Below are 19,513 nucleotides of genomic sequence, written 5' to 3'. Positions count from 1 at the left end.
CCGCGCGCGGGGAGCGGAGCGAGCCGCCTTGAACCAGTAGAGAAAGTTGTGACTCAGTCGGTCGCGTGGGTCCTGTGGGGCTTGAAGTCGTACGCGCACGAGGGAAGTTCCATGGCCCGACGGTGTGCCATCGGCAGGAAGAGCGCTGGTCGGACCGTCCATGTGATGCGCGTGCTGACGTGAGTGATGGAGACCGTCCAGGGCTTCCGGCGCAAGAGGGCTCGTCTCGTGTCGATGCGGTCGTCGTGGAGCCGCGTCCACGCCTCTTGGGAAGCAGCCGTGTCGAGGGCTGGCGAGATGGTGCGGAGGATCGTCGCCACCCAGTTGTTCGCCTCGACTGCCGAGTAGGCGTCGAAGGAGCCGAAGAGCGTAGGCGGTTGCCGCCCGCCGATCTTTTCCGTCCAGCACTCGCACCAGAAGCCGGGCCTGGTCGCCGTCCTCGGCATGGGTGGCCTCCTCGTCGTACGTCCGTGAAGAGCTCCGCGGTGACCGTTCGGCCGCCGTTGCTGTCGTGGATCACGACCCGGTGGGCGATCGCGCTGACCATGCCCAGACCCCGGCCGTGTTCGGCGTCCTGGTCCTGGTGGCCGGCCTTCGGGGCCGTGCCCGTGCCTCCGTCGTCCGTCACCGAGACCGCGACCACCAGCGCCGAGACGGCTACGGCCAGGTGGAAGCTGCCGTACGCCTGGCCGCTGGCGGTGTGGAGGATCGCGTTCGCGCTGAGCTCGCTCACGATCAGTTCGGCGTCTTCGGCGAAAGGGGAGTTGCGCAGGATGTCCCGGGTCCAGCGGCGGGCCCGGCTGACCTCTTCCGGGAAACCTGGGCAACTGAGCCCCCAGACCCTCGCCGTACTCGTATACTCGTGCATACAAGTTCCTTCGTGCAGGTAGGCCGCCATGTGCAGCGGGTTCGGACTAGACGAGTTTCACGCCGTCGTGGGCGCGGATGGCCGGCGGGGACGCCGCGTCGAGTGCGTCGATGACGCGGATCGCGTACGCCTCGTCGGCGAGTTCGGAGACTTCTTCACGGGTGGCCCAGCGCAGGGCGCGAGTCTCGCTTCCGGTGATGGGCGTGCCGTCGGCCGCTTCGCAGCGGAAGACCAGCGAGACGATGAGACCCGTCATGTTCTTGTAGACGCCCGTAAGGGTCGCGGGGAGCGTGATCTTGACGCCGGTCTCTTCGAGGACCTCGCGCTGAAGGGCCTCGGGGATGGACTCCTCGCGTTCGAGGATGCCGCCCGGCGGTTCCCAGTGACCGTTGTCGCGGCGCTGGATCAGGAGGGCCCGGCCCTGGTCGTCGACGACGACCCCGGCCACGCTCACGGAGTGCGGGCGCTCTGTGCTCACGTTCCTCGGCCCTCTCTGATGACTAGGCTCTCCACCGTAGCAATAATCACTTGCCCACTCGTCTAGATACCTAAAGGAGTACACGTGAGCCCCCTGTCTTCGGGCCTGCTCGGTGATCTCGACCCCACGAGCGATCGTGCGGTCTTCCGGCAGATCGCCGACCAGTTGCGTGAGGCCATCGACCGTGGGCGGTTCCGGGAGGGCGAGAAGCTGCCCTCGGAGGCCGAGTTGGTGGACCACTACGGGGTTTCCCGCATGACGGTCAGAAACTCGTTTTCCATCCTTCAGGGTGAGGGCCTGGTGCACGCCGAGCATGGCAAGGGCGTCTTCGTCCGGCCACGGCCACCCGTTCGGCGTCTCGCCTCCGACCGGTTCGCCCGCCGACACCGTGAACAGGGGAAGTCCGCGTTCATCGTCGAAGCTGATGCCGTCGGCAGTCACCCGCAGGTCGACAGCCTTGAGGTGAAGGAGGAGAAGGCCAGTCAGGACATCTCCACCCGGCTCGGGTCCGTGCGGCGGGTGCTCGCCCGTCGGCGCCGATACCTCCTCGACGGGCGCCCGGTCGAGTTCGCCACCTCTTACCTGCCGCTCGACATCGCCCGCGGTACGCAGATCGCCGAACCCAACCCCGGGCCCGGCGGCATCTACGCCCGCCTCGAAGAACTGGGCCACCGCCTCGACCACTTCGAGGAGGAGATCCGCGCCCGGATGCCCTCTCCCGCCGAGGTGAAGACGCTCCACCTGGCGGCCGGCGTACCCGTGATCCACCTGATCCGGACCGCCTTCGACACCGAGGGACGGCCCGTGGAGGTCTGCGACACGGTCATGGCGGCGGATGCCTACGTCCTGTCGTACCAACTCCCGGCCACGTGAGCGCATGACCGGTGGTGGTGCGCGGGGACGCTTCTCCGAACTCGTACACCCCAACATGCTTACTCGTATAGACGAGTGGGCAAGTTGTGTGGCAAGGTGGTTGCCGCGGCCCCGCAGGAGCGGGTGGCCCGTAAGGACCTGGAACACCTCCGCCTGCGCGCATGCGCCCACATGCTCGGCTTCCGCGGCCACACGCGTTCACCTCGTCCCCAGCCTGGGTGCTCACAAGCTCGACCGCCTGGAGCCGGAGCACCTCGAACGCTTCTACGGGAAGATGCAGGCGTCCGGGAGCTCCGCCGGCACCGCCCACCACGCTCACCGGACGATCCGAGTCGCCCTCGGGGAAGCGGTCCGGCGTGGCCACGTCGCCACCAACGCGGCCGAGATCGCCAAGGCTCCCCGCCTCGAAGAAGAGGACATCGAGCCTTACACGATCGAGGAGGTGCAGAGCCTCCTCGTCGAGGCGGCCAAGCTCCGCAACAGTGCGCGCCGGGTCATCGCCTTGGCGCTCGGCCTGCGCCAAGGTGAGGCGCTCGGCCTGCACTGGGAAGACGTCGACCTCACCGCCGGGTACGTCCGCATCCGCAAGAACCGGCTGCGCCCGAAGTACGCGCACGGCTGCGGCCCCAACCCGTGCGGCCGGAAGGCGGGCTACTGCCCCAAGCGGGAGCAGACCCGTCGCGAACACAAGTCGACCAAGTCCCGGGCCGGACGGCGCACCATCGGCCTGCCCGATCCGCTGATCAAGATTCTCCGCCAGCATCAGGAAGCCCAGGAGCGGGAGCGGATCGCGGCCGGTGCCGACTGGGAGGGCAAGGGGTACGTCTTCGCCTCGCCGGTCGGCGGACCGTTGAGCCCGAACACCGACTTCCACACCTGGAAGCGGCTGCTCCGGGATGCCGGTGTCCGGAACGGCCGTCTCCATGACGCTCGCCACACCGCCGCGACCGTGCTCCTGATCCTCGGCGTCCCGGACGTCGTGATCGACTCGATCATGGGTTGGGAGCCCGGGGGAGCGGCCCGGATGCGCGCCCGCTACATGCACGTGACCGGGACCATGCTCCGCAAGGTCGCCCAGCAAGTCGGAGACGCGCTCTGGGTGCTGCCTGGTACCGAGACCGCTGCCGAAAAAACCAACTGAGACGGAAACTGAGACGGACAACGACGAAGGCCCCACCGCAAGCGGTGGGGCCTTCGACATCGTGCCCGGTGAGGCACTGGCGGAGGATACGAGATTCGAACTCGTGAGGGGTTGCCCCCAACACGCTTTCCAAATGTTCGTCTGCGGGTCCGGGCGGGTTCGTCGGTGTTCTGACCTGCGGTGCAGGGGTAGCGAATCGGCCGTATGAACGGTCGTGAACACTCCCGTATGCAACCCGAACTGCAACCCTCTGCCCTACCTCCGGGGTACTTCTCCGCAAGAGCGAGGTCGTCAGTCGTAGCGGCTCAGGGGACGCTACCGGGCGAGACGAGCCATTCGCGAGCAGTGGTGGCTGTTGCCCTGAGCTGGGGATGCTTCCGCACGATCTCGCTTTGCCGCTCGGCAGGCAGGCCGAGCTCGTGCAAGAGATTGAGAATGATGACTGCTGTGGTCACCTCCACGACGGCAATCAGCTCCTCCGTGCAGTGATTCGGCGTCCTTCCCTCGTGCGTCAGGTCGTTGCGGGCCCGAGTTGTCCTTTCGGCCCACCGGTCCACGTCTGGCATGAGCAGCGCGATCGCGTCCTGGTCGGGGCGCGCGGCGAGGGCGTACAGCCGATCCCGGAGCGTTGGGTCGTTGCGGATGACTCCCTTGAACCTCTCCCGGTGCCTTCCTGGCACCTGCTCGAGCATGGCGTCGCGCATCGCCTTGAAGTCCGCCCTTGGAAACGGCTTCTCGTCGATGCGGAGACCGCGGTGCAGGACCTCGGCGGCTCCCACTGCCGTCAGGAGATTGTTCTCCACGTAGCGGGCCGGGGCGTAGCGGAGGCCCAGGAGCATGCTGGTAGCTGCCTTCAGCCGGCCGCGTGCCTCGTGCCAGCGGGGCACGACCTCCTCGAACGGGAGCGATTCACACGTGAAGAAGACACGGTTGTGGTCTACTGCCTTGGCGTTTCCCCTGCCGAGCGCGGTAGGCGAGTAGATCACTTCGGCGCGTCGCCTTGGCGCGGGGTGGCCGTCCGGCAGCAGCGTGGGCTCCGGCTCCGCCATTTCAAGCCGGAGCCAGATCACGCCGGCGGCTCGATGGGTCGCAAGCGAGACGAGGTCCTGCACCAGACTGGCCGCTTCCCGCGCGCCGCCCAGGGAGAATGGGGCGGCTGGGACGATGCGCACGAACGCTGTGTCGTGCATGCGCCCGACGGTGCCGCCTTTGCGGTGGTCGAAGAACGGCAGCGTGTGCTGGTGCTGCAGGCGGAATTCGGTCCCGGCGACCAGGACCGACCGCGTTGGCACCGGCTTCACGGAGATGCTCCCAGTTCCGTCGATCTCGCCATCGGTAGCACCGAGGAAGCCTTCGAACACCGACGACGCGGCCCAGAAGTCGAGGTCCTCGACGGCGATCTCCGCCGCGGAAAACACAGCATCATCCTCGCCGTTGACATGCGCTCCGACGAGGGCGGTCATGGCCACGACGGTTTGTTTGTCAGGGCTCTTCACCCGTGAACCGATGGTTCGCCTCACGTCGCTCGGGTAACAGCCGATGAGGGAGATCTCCTGTTGCTCGGCAGCGCCATGGATGACGTCCCAATTCCGGCTCCCCTCGTGGAAAATGGTGAGGCCAGGAGAGGGCGTCGACATGATGCGGTTCTCGAACGCACCAATCAGCGAAAGCACCAGGCCGTCGTCCGGCGAATATCGGAGGATACCTGGTATCGGCTGGTCTGGGTCGTCGGGTAGCCACCAGATGCCTGACCACTCGCCAGCCTCGTCAAGGTTCAACGGGCTATTCGCCAAGAGTCTCCTCCAGAAAATTGCGTCCCTTAAGGCTTCCAGAGAATCAGGAAGCCTTCTTTCCGACCTGTCTGCGATATTTTCCAGTTGGACGGCTCCGCAGCGCGATGAAGTGCCTAGTGGGAGTTGCCACAACCAGTCAATTGTTCCCCACCAGGAGCCTCGTGTGCTTGGCTACCCGCCGTCAATTGATTTGGCCAGCCGCGCCACCTGAGCACTCTCCTCGCCGTGCAGGATTGCCGCCCTGGCTGCCCAGGCCAGGATGCTCTGCCCTCGCATGGACAGCCCGAGTCGGTTCCAGTGGAAGATCACGTGGTAGCTGAGCACCTGCCGTGGCCCGCGGTCGACTGTTCCGTCCTGGACGCCACGGGCGAGCGCTCGGCCGGTGCTGCGGAACGCGTCGGCCCACTCGGCGACGGGCTCCAGCGGGCCCCCGAAGCGCAGCAGGGCGCCGCTGTCGGCGAGAAGCAGGGGGCGGATCTCCTGGGCTCGGGCGTCGAGCCGATCCCGCCGACGCGCTCGGCGTCCCCGAGCAGCGGCTTCGCACCCTCGTGCTGGAACACACGGCACCCACCCCTGACACGACCCTCGCCGCGCTCACCGTCGAGGAGGCCGCCGCCTCGGCGTCGGCCGCACCACCATGTACGCGCTCATCGCTTCCGGCGAGGTCGGCTCCGTCCTCATAGGCCGCCTGCGCCGGGTGCCGGCCGAGGCCCTGGCCGGTTGATTGCCGAGATGCCAGACAGCCGAACCGCAAGAGGAGTAGCTTGACATGCGTTAACCCATGTTGCGCGCCCCTAGGGAGAACATCAGTGCCCGTCGTTTCAGTGATCAATTACAAGGGTGGGGTAGGGAAGACCACCCTCACCGCTAATCTTGGCGCAGAGTTGGCATTCCGAGAAAAGAAGGTACTTCTTATTGATCTAGACCCACAGGCTAGTCTTACATTTTCTCTCGTGATGCCAGATTATTGGAAAAGTCACCTTGCCCCGAAAAAAACAATTAAGCAGTGGTATGACTCCTTGGCCTCTAAAGTGAGTCTGGAATTGTCCAGCTTGATTTTCGAGCCACGTGCCATGAAAGACTGCTTAAAAGATAGCCCCGGATCACTCCATCTCATTCCCTCACACCTAGGGCTAATCAACGTGGACCTTGAGTTGGCAACAGAACTTGGGGGCGTGAACATGAAGCAGACTAAGCTGAACTATCTGCGCGTCCACCGGAGACTTGCGGAAGGTCTACTGGAACCAGAGTTTAGTGAATATGACGTAATTTTGATCGACTGCCCTCCTAATTTCAATGTTGTGACTAAGACTGCAATTGTTGCCAGCAATCACATCCTAATTCCAGCCAAAGCGGATTACTTGTCGACGTTGGGAATTGACTATCTAATCCGCAGTCTGAACGAGCTAGTTGGAGACTATAACGAGTATGCGGAGCTAGAGGATGGAGGCTCCGTTGTAGATAAGATCGATCCTGGGATTCTCGGCGTAGTATTCACCATGATGCAGATTTACGGGGGTCGGCCGATTGCTGCCCTGAGACCATTCATGGCGCAGACTTCATCTCTGGGTGTTCCGGTTTTCTCCAATCACCTGCGTGAGAATAAGACTCTATTCGCCGAAGCTCCACAAGATGGTGTTCCCGTGGTAATGAATTCATCCACGGGTGCGGGTAAGATCGTTGGAGAAATCGAGGCTCTCGTTCGAGAGTTCTCAGGGAAGCTGGGAATCTGACGATATGAGTAGCTCTGCCGATGTCCCGATCGAAGTGCTCAAGCAAATTTCTAACCTATTGAGACGTCTTACCTCTGAAGAAATTGATGCACTGGTCACGGGGCAGGCTCGACTGGTCTGTGAGTCATTGCCCAGAAAAGGCTACACAAAGAGGTCCTCGCCTTCAGACCTCCCGAATCCCGTCGAAGTTCGAGCAGCACTTTCGGCGATGGATTCGCGAGAAAAGGGTTACGCCTATCTTGAAGAGTTGGGGCTCAATAGAGAAAAACTCCGAACGCTTGCTTCGGCCCTCGATTTGCCTACATTTCGATCCGACACCGTGGATAAAACTAAAGATAGAATCATCGAAGCCACGATTGGCTACCGAATCCGATCTGAAGCAATTCGCGGAATTGGGCCGGAAGCTATTGATTAGCCTCGACCTCGACCTCGACCTCGATCCGGCTCCGGGGTTCGGCCGTGATCGCACCCCGGAGCCCCCATCGGCCCGATACTCCGTGTGCGCCCTCACACAGGTGAACACAAGAGTGCGGGAGTTCGGTCGCAGGTGGCCTCTATCGAACGGGCGTGCCTGGTGAACTGCCGCTCTGCGTCGGGACGATGCCGTCGGAGACGAGAGCGGAGACCGTGTCCGAGTGCTCGCGGATGAGGTAGTCCATCGCATGCTCGTTGTTGGACTGGTACTCCAACTCATCCTGGTAGAAACGGAGTCGGGTAGCGCACTCCTCGACGATCTCGCCCCAGGTGCGGACCCACAGCCGGTAGTTGCCCTGTTCGACAGCACACCCTGGCGCGCGGTTCTTCTGATGGGCGAGGCCGCGTAGCGACCCGCTCATATCGTTGCCAACGAGCCAGAAGTCCCAGGTGACGCGGTTGTCCCGGAAACGGTCGTCCGCCATCACAGCTTCGGCGTAACTGCTGAGCTGCTCAAACTCGGTCATGCCGAGGGTGAGCTTGGGACGCTTGAGCTCGACCACGAGGTGGTGCCGCTCACCGTTGCGCAAGGGGCCGGAGCGGGAGAGCATCAGGTCGACGATGCCGCGCCGGCCGTCCGTGCGTAGGACTTCGCCGCTTGCGGGGGCGGGGCGGCCGAGGAGTGCGCAGTGGCGGTTGAGTACTTCGGTGAGGCTCCGGTCGCTGACGTACAAACCGTACTCCTCGCCGAAGATCCAGGTCTCGCGTTCCAGGATGCGGTGGAGTTCGGTGCGTTCCTTGACGCGCCCCTTCGCCTCGGGGTTGAAGACCAGGTGCTCAAGGGCGGCCAGGAAATCCAGCCGGTCGGTGACGGCGGTGGACGCCTTGATGAGTGAGGACAGCGGGGTGCGGTCGAGCAGCCGGGCGAGTTCCTCGTGCTCCTGTCGGGTGAGCGCGAAGACCTCCTCCACGATGCGCAGTGCGTCGTTGGGGTCATGGGCGAGGGCGGAGCGCAGGAAGCGGAAGGTCGTCCGGCGGGTCTTCTTCACGTTCGGCAGGTGCCGGACGATGGTCGTTGCCACCGCGTCGAAGGTCTCGCGTTCCGCTCGATCACGATTCTCGGTCGGTTCCCCCTCATAGGGGTAGATCCCGTCTGCCCGCCATTCCTGCACCAGCTCCTGGCGGCGTTCCTCGGCACGGGCCCGGAAGTGCACACGCAGCTGGTGCCGGGCCTCGGCGATGACCTCTGAAGTGGAACCTTCGGGATCCCAGTCCTGGCCAAAGCTTGCCGAGTGGTTCCGGACGGTTCGTCGGTGTCCGGAACCACCTGGTCAAGGCAGGTGCCGCTCCTCGCTCAGTCCACGCCGTGATGGCCTCTGCCACATCATCCGCTCACGCATCGCTCACGCACGGTGGGCCGCTGAGCAGCAGTTTTCCGGTCTACAAGAGCACGACGCAGCCTCGCCGCTCCAGTTCGGTCAGCAGCGACGGCGAGGGCTCGCAGGCGTTCCAGCGCACGTCCAGCTTCTCAAGCGCGGGCATGTCGACGACCCAGTCCGGCAGCCGCGTGAGGTCGTTGCTTCGCACGTCGAACTGGCGCAGCCGGGGCAGGCCAATCCCTTCTTCGGTCCGCTCAGTGCCCGTAGGGAGGCTCGAAGCAGCCTGTCTCCAGGTACGGGCCGTTGGTCCGCACGCCGTAGTTGGACTTCTGCACGAACGCGGTGACACAGGCGTCGGGGTGGACGCTCAGGCCGACCATGGCCCCCTCGGGGGTGTAGTACCCGTTGTTCTTGAAACGCCGGAACATCTCCCGGACGGTCAGCGCGTCGTCCCCCTCCTCGTACCCGAGCTTGAGCAGCGCCGCGCGCACAGTCGCGGGGTCCCACTTCCCCTGCTCCCACAGCCGCTTGAGCACCGGCTCGATACGGGCGGCCTCCCGCTCGGCATCCCGCTCATGGGCCGGGGACATCTCGCCCGTTCGCCGGTAGGCGTTGTTCTCGTTGTAGTGCGGAGCACCGTCACCGGCCCCCGGCTCCACGTACGGAGAAGCTCCCGGGGCGCTGGGCGAGGCGCTGGAGCCGACCCCGGCCGCCGAGTCCGAGGCCCTCTGCTGACCGCAGGCGCCGAGCGTCAGAATGAGGGCCGCGCCGACAAGTACCGTGCGCTGGACGGATGTTGAAGTGGGCATGGAGCAACTCTGTCATCCAGGGGGACGACGGCGGTTGAGTACGCGTACTCAACCCGACAGGTCACGGCGTCTGCGGCCCATCCGGAATCCGCTGCCCGGCATCCAGGTCGCCGTCCCGGACGAAAGCTCCGTCGTCAGCCGGCATCCGCCCCCCACAGGGCATCGGCCAGGGCCTCACCGAACTCAGAAACGATGTCGCCGACCACGAGACCCGGCTACGCACCCTCGAACGCGCCCGCCGGCCCATGCCCACGATCAGCGTCCACGCCGTCCGCCCTCCGGCGTAGGCGGCAACACCACTAATGAGACTGGGACTCGAGTGAGGTGAAGTAGACGGCGTCCTTGGGCACTCCGTTGTGTTCGGCGCCGTCGTCGTCCTGGTAGCGCCACTCGAAGGGCAGCCCGTAGGAGGTCTCGGAGTCCGGGCCGCTCATGAGTTGGAAATGCAGGTGGGGTTCGGAGGAGTTCCCGGAGTTTCCGCACTCGGCGAGCTGCTGACCTGCGGTGACCTGGTCGCCCACAGCCACACGGAGGGAGCCGCGCTTGAGATGCGCGAACCCCGCGTAGACGCCCTCGCCGAGATCAAGAATGATGTGGTTGCCCCATAAGTGGCGGGGCCACCCCAGGCTGCGTACGAAGCCCTCCAGGTAGAGATAGACGAAGCCAGGCAGCGAAGTACGGGACAAGTGATCGCGCTGACGGTCGGCGCTCGTGACGACCACGCCGTCGCCGGGGGCCAGAACAGGGCTACCGAAGGCGGGGTATTGGTGCGGACGGCTAGCGAGCGGCCAGAGCCAGCGGAATGCCGGCGTGGGCTCTGCAGCCGGGTGGTATGTCAGGTCGATGGCGTAGGTTTGCGCATGGCTGTGCGTGTGGCTGGGGACCTTCGTGCCAGGGCCGTTGATGGCCCGCCAGCGTCCAGTGACGGGCACATCGACCGGGATCGGTGTCTGTCCTTGCGGCGGACGCTGATTGCGCCACAGGCCCCAGCGCATCAACCCGCCGAGCGCCAGAAGGACGACCCCCGTGTACCACAGCGGCCCCAAGCCCTGACTGTTCACCAGGATGCAGAGCGCCCCGACAGCGATGAGTAAGCCGTGGCGTTTCCACAGGGACGTCAGCAAGAGTGCACCTCGTTCATTGGATGTTGCGACGATTCACTGCTGGTTGGCGAGGGCTCGACCCTCGCCTCAGATGTCCGGCGATGAGGTGGCCTCAATGGCCTGGTCAACGCACAGCGACGGCTGCGGCAAGGGCTTCTTGGGGCGTTCCAATGAGCCCCGAACTCCCGTGGTTGCGCAGGTCACCGCGTGTGGCTAGTCGCGCGGACAGCGGGCTGAAGAAGCCTAAACGATGGATGGCCGCCCCCAGCTCGTTCAACGTCTGGGGCCTGATGGCAGTCGTCCCAACCATGGGTCCGAGCCTTCTCTGTCTCGGCTGCAGCGATCCCGACTTCGCCGAGCACGCGCGGCGGGAAGAAGAGGTCAGTTCTGGTTGATGGGCCACCAGGTGACGTTCTCCCACGGGGCGCATTCCTTGGTGTTTTCCGTGCCCTTGCAGATCGTGAGGTATCCGGTGGTGGTGGGCCGATAAGCCTGGCGTGCGTCGACGTCGACGGTTCCGGGACCGCATATCTGGGCTTGCTTGCGGGTGGGTCCCGGAGCAAGGTCGAACACGAACCGTGTCCACAGCGAGTAACAGTTGTCGCCGGTGCTGGAGAGCGTTCCGCTGAGTACCAAGTCGCGCGTCAAGCCGGAGCTCCCCGGCTCGGTCCACCGCTGTCCTGCCGCGGCGGCCGTCTCGAACTCCGTCGACCACTCGACAGTGCGGGCTGACGTGTCTTCGCTCGCGGAGGCTGGGGCTGTGATGGCTAACGCCAGGCCGGTGGCAAGGACTGCGGGGGTTACCCAGACGTGTGTGCGCATTAGAAGAACTCCTGCTTCTGCTTCGGGGAGAGGTCGGGCGATGTCCGGACGCCGTGGTGGCGTCGGAGCGCAGAGAGCGCGGCGAAGTAGCCGCACATGCCATGGACGGACGGGCCTGGCGGAGTTGAGGCCGAGCACAAGTACACGCCTGGCAGGGGGGTGGAGTACGGATCCCGGCGCAAGGTCGGGCGCGCCAGGGTCTGGCGCAGGGTCAGAGCGCCGGAGGCGATGTCCCCACCGACGTAATTCGGGTTGTACGTCTCGTACTGGGCTGCCGACAGGCCGCGAGAGGCGATGATCGTGTCCGTGAACCCGGGGGCGTACTCCTCGATGCGTGCACGGATCATCTCGACCGGATCGCGGGTGTCTTTGTTGGGCACGTGGGCGTATGCCCACACCGGGCGTTTGCGGCCGGAGGCTCGTGTCGGGTCGGTGACGGCCGGGTCGACGACCAGCATGAATGGGTCGGGTATCTGCTGACCTGCGGCGGTGGCGTTCTCCTGTCTGACGATGTCGGCGTGTGTGCCGCCGAGGTGCACTGTGCCGGCCTGCCGCAAGAGGGGGTTGGTCCACGGGATGGGCTCGCTGACAAGGAAGTCGGCCTTGGCCGCACCCGGGCCATAGCGGTAGCGGCGCAGAGCTCGGCGATACGCCGTGGGGAGCTGGTCGCCGGCGATGGCGAGGAACTCATTGGGGCTCACATCCAAGAGGACGAGGGGTACATTGCCCAGCTCCGCCAAGTCCTTGACGTGGTGGCCGGTGTGAATGGCGCCGCCGTGGGCGGTGATGTCGTCGACGAGTGCGTCGGCGATACGAATGCTTCCGCCTTCCGGAAGTGGCCAGCCACTGGCATGGGCGGTGTGCGCCAGTAGCAGGGCTACCGCTGCCGACGCCAGCGAAGGCAGTCTTCCGACGGCATGGGCGGCCACACCTGTCAGCAGGGCTTTGGCCTCCGGGGTCGTGAACGGTGTGCGGTTCGTGGCGTGCGCCAGAACCCGGGGCATCAGGAACGCGGGCGTGAGGAGGTCACGGGGCAAGGAGCGCTGGTCGGAGAGGAACAGGTCAACTACGGCGGTGGACCGTTCCGCAAGCGGGCCCAGTAATCGTGTCCAGCGTCGCCCATCAGCACCGAGGTGCTCGGCGGTGCGGGCGATGCTGCGCCAGGCTGCCGCCACGTGGCCGCCAGGCAGGGGGTGTGCGTAGGGGATGTCGGGCTGGAGCAGGCGGACTCCGCGAGAAGGCAGGTCAAATGCCCGGAAGAACGCGGAGGCGGCGGCCATCGGGTGGACTGCCGAGCAGATGTCGTGGACGACTGCGCTATCGAACAGCGACATCGAGCGCAGACCACCACCAGGCGTGTCGGCCTTTTCGTACAGCACGACTTTGAGGCCGGCTCTGGCGAGGGTCACAGCGGCGGCCAGCCCATTGGGACCTGTGCCCACGATCGCGGCGTCGGTCACCGCACGCCTCCCCCGACGGGTGTCATCTGCCTGCTGGCGAGGCGTTGGTACGTCGTGTCGCCCTCCATCAACTCGGTGTGGGTGCCGGTGGCACGCAGCTTTCCGTCCTCGATCACGAGGATGCGGTCCGCGCCGATGGTGGTGGAGAGACGGTGGGCGATAGTGAGGACGAGGCACCGCGTACCGATGGCGGAGATGGCCTCGCGCAGCGCTGTCTCGGAATCGGAGTCGAGGTGGGAGGTGGCTTCATCCAGGAGCAGTACGTCCGGGCGGGTGAGCAGGGCGCGGGCGATGGCGAGGCGCTGCCGCTGCCCGCCGGACAGACCGATGCCGCCCTCACCCAGGTGGGTGTCCAGGCCGTCCGGCAGAGCACTGACGACGTCAGCGAGGTGAGCCGCGGCGATGACTTCGTCGATGTCCGCGGCAGTGGCATCAGGGCGAGCGTAGGTGAGATTCTCCCCGATGGTCCCGCGCATCAGGGGAGCGTCCTGCTCGACGAGGCCGATTCGGGACCGCAGTTCGTCCAGGCGCATAGCGCCTATGTCTGTGCCGGCCAGACGGACCGTGCCTGCGTCGGGCACCTGGAAGCGCTCGATGAGCTGGAACAGTGTGGTCTTGCCTGCCCCGGACGGACCCACGATGGCGGTTACGCCGGTGCGCGGCAGCGAGAACGACACACCAGTCAGGACGGGCGCGGTGGTGTCGCTGTAGGAGAACGTGACGTCTTCGAATTCGACGGCGGGCGTCTCCGCGACGGGTGTTGAGGCCGGAGCGCCTTCGGTGGACTCGGTCTCGATGCGGGCCAGGTCCTTGACCCGGTCTATGGCCGCCCGGCCCTGTTGGATCTCCCCGAGTGACATGAACAGCATCACCAGTGGGGACACCAGGTAGAAGAGGTACATGATGAACGCGGTGAGGTCCTCGATGGGCAGAGCGCCCGTGGCTGTACGGGACATGCCCCAGGCGATGACCACGGCAAGGGACACCTGAGTGCCAACGTTCATGGCAGGCATCAGCATCGCCGACAGGCGGGTGACGTGGATGCCACTGGCCCGCGCGGCATCAGCCAGTTCTCCGATGCGTTCGGCTTCGCGCTCTTCGGCGCGGGAGGCTTTCACCGTGGTGAGGGCGCCCAGCACCCGTAGGAGCGCCGATCCGTAGTTGCTGGTGTCCTCGCGGTTCGTCACCGCGGCCTTGCGCACAGCTCGCGCCAAACCGAGCCCGATCACCGAGGCCGCTCCGAGGCAGCCGGCGGTGGCCAGCAGCATCCGCCAGTCGAGCCAGGCCATGACGCCGACACAGCCGACGACGGCGAATCCGGAGGTGATCATCTGGGATACGGAAGAGGAGAGCGCGACGCGTGCCAAGGAGGTGTCGGCGACGGTACGGGTGAAGACGTCGCCGTGTTCGAGCCGGTTGAAGGCCCGGATACGGGAGTGCAGGAGACGCCCGGTGAGAGTGCCGCGCATGTCGAAGACGATGTTCTCGCCGGCTCGCCCGATGAGATAGAAGTGGGTGGCGGCAAGCAGCGCGTCTGCGACGAAGAGCCCCGCAAGGAGCAGGATCGGCCTCATGGTTGGCTCATCCACGGCTACCGCTTCGATCAAGTCGCCGATGAGCAATGGCTGTAGAAGCGTTGCAGCCGTTCCCAGCAGGCCCAGCAGGATGCCCGCGCCGAGCAGCAGCCGATGGCGGCGGACGACGGCAGATACATTCACTGCCTGCTCCTGCCCAAGGCGATCGCGGCTATCGCGGCGATGCTGCCGCCGAAGATGAGGCTCTTGGCCCAAGTTTCCCTGGTGATTTCGCCGCTGTCGCGAAAAACGGTCAGCATGACCGGCACGGCGACGATGAAGGCGACGACGAACGACACCACACGATGGGTTGTCACCATGATTCCTTTCTCTGGTCGTGGCGTGGAGACAGGCGTTTCAGCTCCGACTCATACGCCCTTGCGATAAGTGGTGAGAAACATTGGGTACTGGGAGGTGTAGGGAGACAATTGCCAGTCGGCGTATCGGGCTTCGGGAGTGAGCCCGGCCGCGACGGCGTAGGCGTCGACCTCGTCCGGAGTGGTCAGACGGGCGAGTTCACTTCCCACGCGGGTGGTTCCGTCAGCTTCGTACCAGACGTGCGAGCACTGCCAGAGATCAGATCCAGGGGGAAGGGTCGAGTGCGTCTGAAGCCCCGTGCCAGGTTCCGGATACGGGGTGAACAGAGTTGTTCGCGCAAGGCCCTCGTGCATTGCCTCGACGGCCGGCCGGTTGCCGCTCTCGATCACCAGGCGACCCTCCGGCGCCAGGAGCTCGGCCGCCCGCTGTACAGCCTTCTGCTGGTCCTCTGGGGTCAAGAGCATGGACAGGACCCCGCAGACCGCGTACACGAGTGCGTAGGCGCGGTCGTCGCTGTAGGAGCGGATGTCTGCGTGGACGCCTGTGACGTCCACGCTTCCGGGATCGTCGGCCAGCAGCGCCAGCATCTCCGGTGAGGAGTCGATGCCGACGATGCGGCCGACCTTTTGGGAGAGCGGGACGGCGATGCGGCCGGTGCCCACGCCGAACTCCAGAGTGCCCTTCTCAGGGTCGGGATGGAGGTGGGCGAGTGTCTCCGCGGTGGTGACGGCGTTGGCGTCTTTGGGGAAAAGGCGGTCGTACCAGGCGGCGAACTGCTTGCCGTAGCCGATGTCGTCGACGTTGCCGTTCATCTGAGTGTCTGTTCCTTACCGGGCTCCGGGCGGCGGTCACACCGAGTCAGGGTGGCCTTGGGATGCGGCGCCCCGCGCGGTGGCAGGGCGCCGCGTGACGCCGTCGTGGTCGTGCAGACCCTGTCGCCTAGACGGCAGCCAGGTACTGCGGTGTCGGCGTCTTCATCGACGTGTAGGGCGAGACGAAGAGGGTCTCCGGCTGTTCGCTGCGGTCGTGCCCGGCGGCCCGGACGACCGCGAACTGGAATCCCTTCACTGCCTCCTCGTCCTGCTCCTCACTGACGGTGCGGCGCACGAACTCGACCAGCAGCTGGTAGGAGGACAGCGTCTGAGCCTGCCGGACTCCGCCTTTCTGCGCCTCCTGCAGGATGGCGGTGCAGATGTCGAAGACCGCCTTCTCCGGACGGCGGGAGGCGAACCAGAACGCCTGATACAGCCTTCGGGACGCGATCATCTCGATCTCGCGCCACTCGCTGGTCTCACCGTCCAGATCAAGAGTCCGGTAGGTGTAGTGGAAGTCGTGGACCGCCGGGTTCGGGGCGAAGAACTTCCAGTTCGGCACCATGGAAAAGAGATCCTTGGTGCGAGCACGGTCGAACACGAGATGCGGATGCTGCGCGGCGAGTGTCGTCACCAGCATGCCCGCTCCCACCCATCTCGCGAGGGAGCCCGGTCCTGTGAACGCGTCCTTGAAGAGCGCGGCAGGTTTCATCGTTCAGCACCTCCCTCGTGAGCGGTGATCGCATCAGCCCTGTCGCGCTGGCGCTCTGCGGCCAGGAAATCGGCCATGAGCCGGGCAGCCTGGTGGGCGTAGCGCGCCTCGGTGAGCATGGTGTCGTGATCGGCTCCCTCGATGACTTCGACCGCATCCCGCTCGCCATGGCTCTGATGGACCCGAGCCAGCTCGTTGTACAGCAGGAACTGCTCTGGATCCTGGTCCACGGTCTGCTGCGCGGCGATGATCAACGCGGGTGTGGTGACCGGGTCGATAGCCCCCGTGAACTCGGTGAATTCTTTCTCGACCGCCAGCCATTCCCGTTTGCCCGCTGCCCACAGCCGGGCGTCGGTGTACTGCGCGAACACCTTCTCGCGGTAGGCCGGGGGCAGTCTGTCGACCCAGCCGGGCCGACTCATCAGAACCCCCGTGCCCAGCTGGACGTAGCGGGCCACGTGGGTAAGCGTGACTCGAAGGTCCTTCGCCCCGGCACGCTGCCGGTCAGAGCGCTGCAGTTCCGCGGGGTGCGACGGATCGAGATAGACGAGACCGGCCAGCCGCTCCGGCATACGCTCGGCGACTCGCCGGATCAGGTCGCCGCCCAGGGAGTGCCCGACCAGCACCACCTTGCGGTTCTCCGGTACGACCGCGCGTACCAGGTCTTCCAGGTCGTCGACCGACTCCGTCAGCTCGTAGGTTGCCTTGCTGCGGCGGCGGCTCCCCGCGTAGCCCGCCCGTGCGTAAGACACGACGGCGTGATCCGAGCCGTGCGCGAACCATTCGGTGATCCACGCGAAGTGCTCCGACGTGGAGGCCAATCCCGCGCAGAACACCAAGACCGGAGCATCCGACTCCGGACCTCCCGCTTCGTACATCAGCTCATTGCCGTGCCGGGTCACGACCTTCCGGGAGGTCGGCCAGCCTTCGAGAACCACCGCCCGGCGCTGAGCCGCGATCACGACACTGGCAGCGATTCCCCCAGCGAGCAGAAGGGCTGCCGCCTTGGCCGCCCGGTCGTCGCGTCCTGCGACCGCGGGATGGGTCTTGGGCGCCGTGGTGTACGCGACCATCGGGTGCATCGCAGGGAACGCAGTCATGAATCGCCCGAGCCCCATGATGAAGCCGTTGGCTACATGAAAACTGCCGGCAGCAGCCAGGAACGGGCGGGTGAATCGGCCGCTGGCGACATGGACGAGCGGGAAGAGGCACTCCATCGCCAAGGTACTGTGCTGAACGACCTTGAACGTCTTCGGATAACGCAGCGTCAGGCGGTAGAACGGTTCAGAACCGTAGGTCCGCGTCCGCATCACTCCCGGAAGAGCTGTTCCGTCTCGCCATTTGTCACCCACCAGCTTGACCCAGCCGGAGACGGCATAGGACATGCTCGCCTGTATTCCGATGTACCACAGAAGTGCGTCCTGAGTTTCCGACTTCTTTGCCAGCCGAGCCACACCGGTGACGCTCTGCACCAGATTTGCGACCTGGTCCGACCCATCCGTTCCGTAACGGTGGCGAGCTTGCATCAGACAGTTGGTTCCGCTGAGGAAGAGGCTTCCAACGCCGCGCCACCGCGACTTTCCCGGCAATAGCATGCCGATGCTGACAGCCGCCCGAGTTGCATGCAGCGCCAGCGTCACCTTCTTTCCGCTCACCATGTCCGCGGCCTTGCGGAGAGTTACGCTCTTGGCCTCCGGGGTCCTCTTCATAACCTCCCAGTCATTCAGCCCACCGGGGTCCATGTGTCGGTGCTGGTGCAGGTACTCCAGAGCGGAGGACAGCGTTGTGAGTGCCGCCAACCTCTCCGATACCCCTAACGCCCTGCTTCGGGAAATCGGCACGGGGCCGAAAACTGCCGAGCTGATCTTTTTCAGGTACCTCAAAATTCCTCCTGACTCGTCAGCGGGTCGGCTAACATGGGAAAGCTGTCGGGCCGCGATTGGCGCGCGGCCCGACAGCTTCGTGCACCCACGGAATGTCACTCCACAGGTACCGTTACAGGCCCGCGCTCAGAGCGCAGGCAGCGGGTGTGACTCAGCCGGCCGCGCGCCCAGCCTCATAGGCACCGACCACCGCGGCGCCCGCAGCCAGCCCGCCGGCCGCGTAGGGGCACAGTGCTATGACGCTGGGGGTGAAGGCCACCGGCATCATTCGCACGACCTTGTCGCTTTGCACCTCGGACAGGGTCGGCGACGCAGCCTTGCGCGCGCTCTCTGTGATCTGGTTCATCGAGATCTCCCCGCCTCAGCCGAAGATGCGCCCGGTTACGTACGCGCCGACGGGGATGGTGAACGCCACCGCCGCCGCCGCGATCTTGGCGCCGGCCGGAACGGCGACGACCGCGGGGGTGGCCATGATCGGCGATCCGCCGGTCTTGGCCATGCCCTCCTTGAGAGGGGACATCTCCAGTCTGTTCATGAATGCTGCTATCTCAGCCATGACACTCTCCCTTTAGTTCTATCAATGGTCGGATCTTCCGCAACGAAAAACAGATCCCCCGCGATGCGGTTGCCGAAATACTCGGAGGTTAGTGCCACGCAAGTGATTCGGATGATTATTGCGCGCACATCAGCTGAAAATGCAATGCGGACAGCCGGACAGACTCTCGCGGAAATTAGAGAGTTGCTGCACGTAGCCCCCGTGTCATTACGTCACTGCTTCAGCGTGGCGATCATTGGTCGTTCCCCGTCACAGCACTCACTATAGAAAACCTTTACCCACCAGGAGCAAGCAGAACACGAGTGACGCACATCACGCGACCCGTTGATCACCTTGGAGTATTTCATTCCGGTTCAGGCGTGGGAAGTTTTGCGTGGCTGAACTTTTCCCCAGCAGGTCGACTCTCTGCAGCCCACCTGACCAGGGAAGTCAGCCGATAGAGCAAAGAGAACCGCCCGCTTATTACTGGCTGAAAATTGATGTTAGCCCAGGTCGGCCCGGATCTGGCGCCCGAGCGTACCGACTCATGGCCGCGAGCAATATGGCGAGAATGGATCGACCATAAAGAGGGTGGATGGCCGGAATTTTTGGATGATCATCGCTACTCGCGTAGATCACCCAGATTCCATGTCGTATGCCCTGCCATACAATGACATTCACGGTGATCGCGCCCTCCATGCAGCGGGGTGCGGCCAGCTCCACGCATCGCTGCGGATCCCGCCGACTCTCAGTCGCAAAAGCTGTAGGGAGCGGAGCGAAACCGCACAACGCCCTCGCCACCGCTA

Annotated in this window: 22 protein-coding genes and 1 pseudogene; 5 read left to right on the top strand and 18 right to left on the bottom strand. The window is 64.9% G+C overall.

Translation table 11 applies throughout. The features are described 5' to 3' along the window. Window positions 1-53: 53 nt before the first annotated feature. From OG352_RS20840 to OG352_RS20830, 3 genes and pseudogenes are all read right to left on the bottom strand, one after another. Window positions 54-446, bottom strand: coding sequence for a hypothetical protein (locus tag OG352_RS20840; protein ID WP_329218849.1), 393 nt, complete (start codon window positions 444-446; stop codon window positions 54-56). After that, a pseudogene (locus OG352_RS20835) lies at window positions 443-868 on the bottom strand (ATP-binding protein); the annotation flags it as partial. The pseudogene OG352_RS20835 and the gene OG352_RS20840, both read right to left, overlap by 4 nt. Window positions 869-914: 46 nt before the next feature. Then, a complete protein-coding gene (locus OG352_RS20830; RefSeq protein WP_329223902.1) occupies window positions 915-1,322 on the bottom strand; it encodes an NUDIX hydrolase in 408 nt (135 codons plus the stop codon). A gap of 108 nt (window positions 1,323-1,430) precedes the next feature. Here OG352_RS20830 and OG352_RS20825 point away from each other — a divergent pair, with 108 nt between their 5' ends. Continuing rightward, window positions 1,431-2,219, top strand: a complete 789-nt coding sequence (locus OG352_RS20825; protein ID WP_329218848.1) for a GntR family transcriptional regulator — start codon at window positions 1,431-1,433, stop codon at window positions 2,217-2,219. Further along, window positions 2,182-3,360, top strand: a complete 1,179-nt coding sequence (locus OG352_RS20820) for a tyrosine-type recombinase/integrase (protein ID WP_443072308.1) — start codon at window positions 2,182-2,184, stop codon at window positions 3,358-3,360. The genes OG352_RS20825 and OG352_RS20820 overlap by 38 nt, the downstream gene beginning before the upstream one ends. A 305-nt stretch (window positions 3,361-3,665) precedes the next feature. Here the strand turns inward: OG352_RS20820 and OG352_RS20815 are convergent, their stop codons facing one another. Both OG352_RS20815 and OG352_RS20810 read right to left on the bottom strand, forming a co-directional pair. Beyond that, window positions 3,666-5,153 carry a HEPN domain-containing protein gene (locus OG352_RS20815; RefSeq protein WP_329218846.1) on the bottom strand — a complete coding sequence of 496 codons (1,488 nt, stop codon included), beginning with the start codon at window positions 5,151-5,153 and terminating at the stop codon, window positions 3,666-3,668. 171 nt (window positions 5,154-5,324) lie between these two features. Further along, complete coding sequence (locus tag OG352_RS20810) at window positions 5,325-5,720, bottom strand: hypothetical protein (protein WP_329218844.1); 396 nt, start codon at window positions 5,718-5,720, stop codon at window positions 5,325-5,327. A 70-nt stretch (window positions 5,721-5,790) separates the two neighbouring features. Between OG352_RS20810 and OG352_RS20805 the strand changes: the two genes are divergently transcribed. The 3 genes from OG352_RS20805 to OG352_RS20795 all read left to right on the top strand — a co-directional run bounded on the left by OG352_RS20805 (window position 5,791) and on the right by OG352_RS20795 (window position 7,301). Then, window positions 5,791-5,877, top strand: coding sequence for a hypothetical protein (locus OG352_RS20805; RefSeq protein WP_329223901.1), 87 nt, complete (start codon window positions 5,791-5,793; stop codon window positions 5,875-5,877). Window positions 5,878-5,977: 100 nt separating this feature from the next. After that, window positions 5,978-6,886 carry a ParA family protein gene (locus OG352_RS20800; RefSeq protein ID WP_329218843.1) on the top strand — a complete coding sequence of 303 codons (909 nt, stop codon included), beginning with the start codon at window positions 5,978-5,980 and terminating at the stop codon, window positions 6,884-6,886. A 4-nt stretch (window positions 6,887-6,890) separates the two neighbouring features. Beyond that, complete coding sequence (locus OG352_RS20795; RefSeq protein ID WP_329218842.1) at window positions 6,891-7,301, top strand: hypothetical protein; 411 nt, start codon at window positions 6,891-6,893, stop codon at window positions 7,299-7,301. Window positions 7,302-7,440: 139 nt separating this feature from the next. Here the strand turns inward: OG352_RS20795 and OG352_RS20790 are convergent, their stop codons facing one another. From OG352_RS20790 to OG352_RS20730, 13 genes are all read right to left on the bottom strand, one after another. Beyond that, a complete protein-coding gene (locus OG352_RS20790) occupies window positions 7,441-8,382 on the bottom strand; it encodes a hypothetical protein (protein ID WP_329218840.1) in 942 nt (313 codons plus the stop codon). 358 nt (window positions 8,383-8,740) lie between these two features. Further along, complete coding sequence (locus tag OG352_RS20785; protein ID WP_329218839.1) at window positions 8,741-8,887, bottom strand: hypothetical protein; 147 nt, start codon at window positions 8,885-8,887, stop codon at window positions 8,741-8,743. Window positions 8,888-8,933: 46 nt separating this feature from the next. Beyond that, the gene (locus OG352_RS20780; RefSeq protein WP_329218838.1) at window positions 8,934-9,488 is read right to left on the bottom strand and encodes a hypothetical protein; all 555 of its coding nucleotides are present in this window, start codon (window positions 9,486-9,488) and stop codon (window positions 8,934-8,936) included. Window positions 9,489-9,787: 299 nt separating this feature from the next. Continuing rightward, entirely contained in the window at window positions 9,788-10,612 is an 825-nt protein-coding gene (locus tag OG352_RS20775; RefSeq protein WP_329218836.1) for a M23 family metallopeptidase, read from the bottom strand. Between the two features lie 360 nt (window positions 10,613-10,972). Further along, the gene (locus tag OG352_RS20770; protein ID WP_329218835.1) at window positions 10,973-11,239 is read right to left on the bottom strand and encodes a hypothetical protein; all 267 of its coding nucleotides are present in this window, start codon (window positions 11,237-11,239) and stop codon (window positions 10,973-10,975) included. 173 nt (window positions 11,240-11,412) lie between these two features. Beyond that, window positions 11,413-12,873, bottom strand: a complete 1,461-nt coding sequence (locus OG352_RS20765; protein ID WP_329218834.1) for a phytoene desaturase family protein — start codon at window positions 12,871-12,873, stop codon at window positions 11,413-11,415. Then, the gene (locus OG352_RS20760; protein WP_329218832.1) at window positions 12,870-14,591 is read right to left on the bottom strand and encodes an ABC transporter ATP-binding protein; all 1,722 of its coding nucleotides are present in this window, start codon (window positions 14,589-14,591) and stop codon (window positions 12,870-12,872) included. Before OG352_RS20760 ends, OG352_RS20765 begins: the two co-directional genes overlap by 4 nt. Continuing rightward, window positions 14,588-14,767: a hypothetical protein gene (locus OG352_RS20755; protein ID WP_329218830.1), complete on the bottom strand. Its 180-nt coding sequence runs from the start codon at window positions 14,765-14,767 to the stop codon at window positions 14,588-14,590. Before OG352_RS20755 ends, OG352_RS20760 begins: the two co-directional genes overlap by 4 nt. Before the next feature lie 48 nt (window positions 14,768-14,815). Continuing rightward, window positions 14,816-15,577: a class I SAM-dependent DNA methyltransferase gene (locus tag OG352_RS20750; protein WP_329218829.1), complete on the bottom strand. Its 762-nt coding sequence runs from the start codon at window positions 15,575-15,577 to the stop codon at window positions 14,816-14,818. A 127-nt stretch (window positions 15,578-15,704) separates the two neighbouring features. Further along, window positions 15,705-16,289: a hypothetical protein gene (locus OG352_RS20745; protein ID WP_329218828.1), complete on the bottom strand. Its 585-nt coding sequence runs from the start codon at window positions 16,287-16,289 to the stop codon at window positions 15,705-15,707. After that, complete coding sequence (locus OG352_RS20740; RefSeq protein ID WP_329218827.1) at window positions 16,286-17,947, bottom strand: alpha/beta fold hydrolase; 1,662 nt, start codon at window positions 17,945-17,947, stop codon at window positions 16,286-16,288. The genes OG352_RS20745 and OG352_RS20740 overlap by 4 nt, the downstream gene beginning before the upstream one ends. A 376-nt stretch (window positions 17,948-18,323) precedes the next feature. Continuing rightward, window positions 18,324-18,518 carry a hypothetical protein gene (locus tag OG352_RS20735; protein ID WP_329218825.1) on the bottom strand — a complete coding sequence of 65 codons (195 nt, stop codon included), beginning with the start codon at window positions 18,516-18,518 and terminating at the stop codon, window positions 18,324-18,326. Between the two features lie 15 nt (window positions 18,519-18,533). Next, a complete protein-coding gene (locus OG352_RS20730; RefSeq protein ID WP_329218823.1) occupies window positions 18,534-18,728 on the bottom strand; it encodes a hypothetical protein in 195 nt (64 codons plus the stop codon). Window positions 18,729-19,513: the final 785 nt, after the last annotated feature.

Origin of the sequence: Streptomyces sp. NBC_01485 (assembly GCF_036227125.1) — a bacterium.
Classification (GTDB): Bacteria; Actinomycetota; Actinomycetes; order Streptomycetales; family Streptomycetaceae; genus Streptomyces.
Note: the sequence above shows the minus strand (reverse complement) of the source record. Positions and strands in the feature narration are given on the sequence as shown.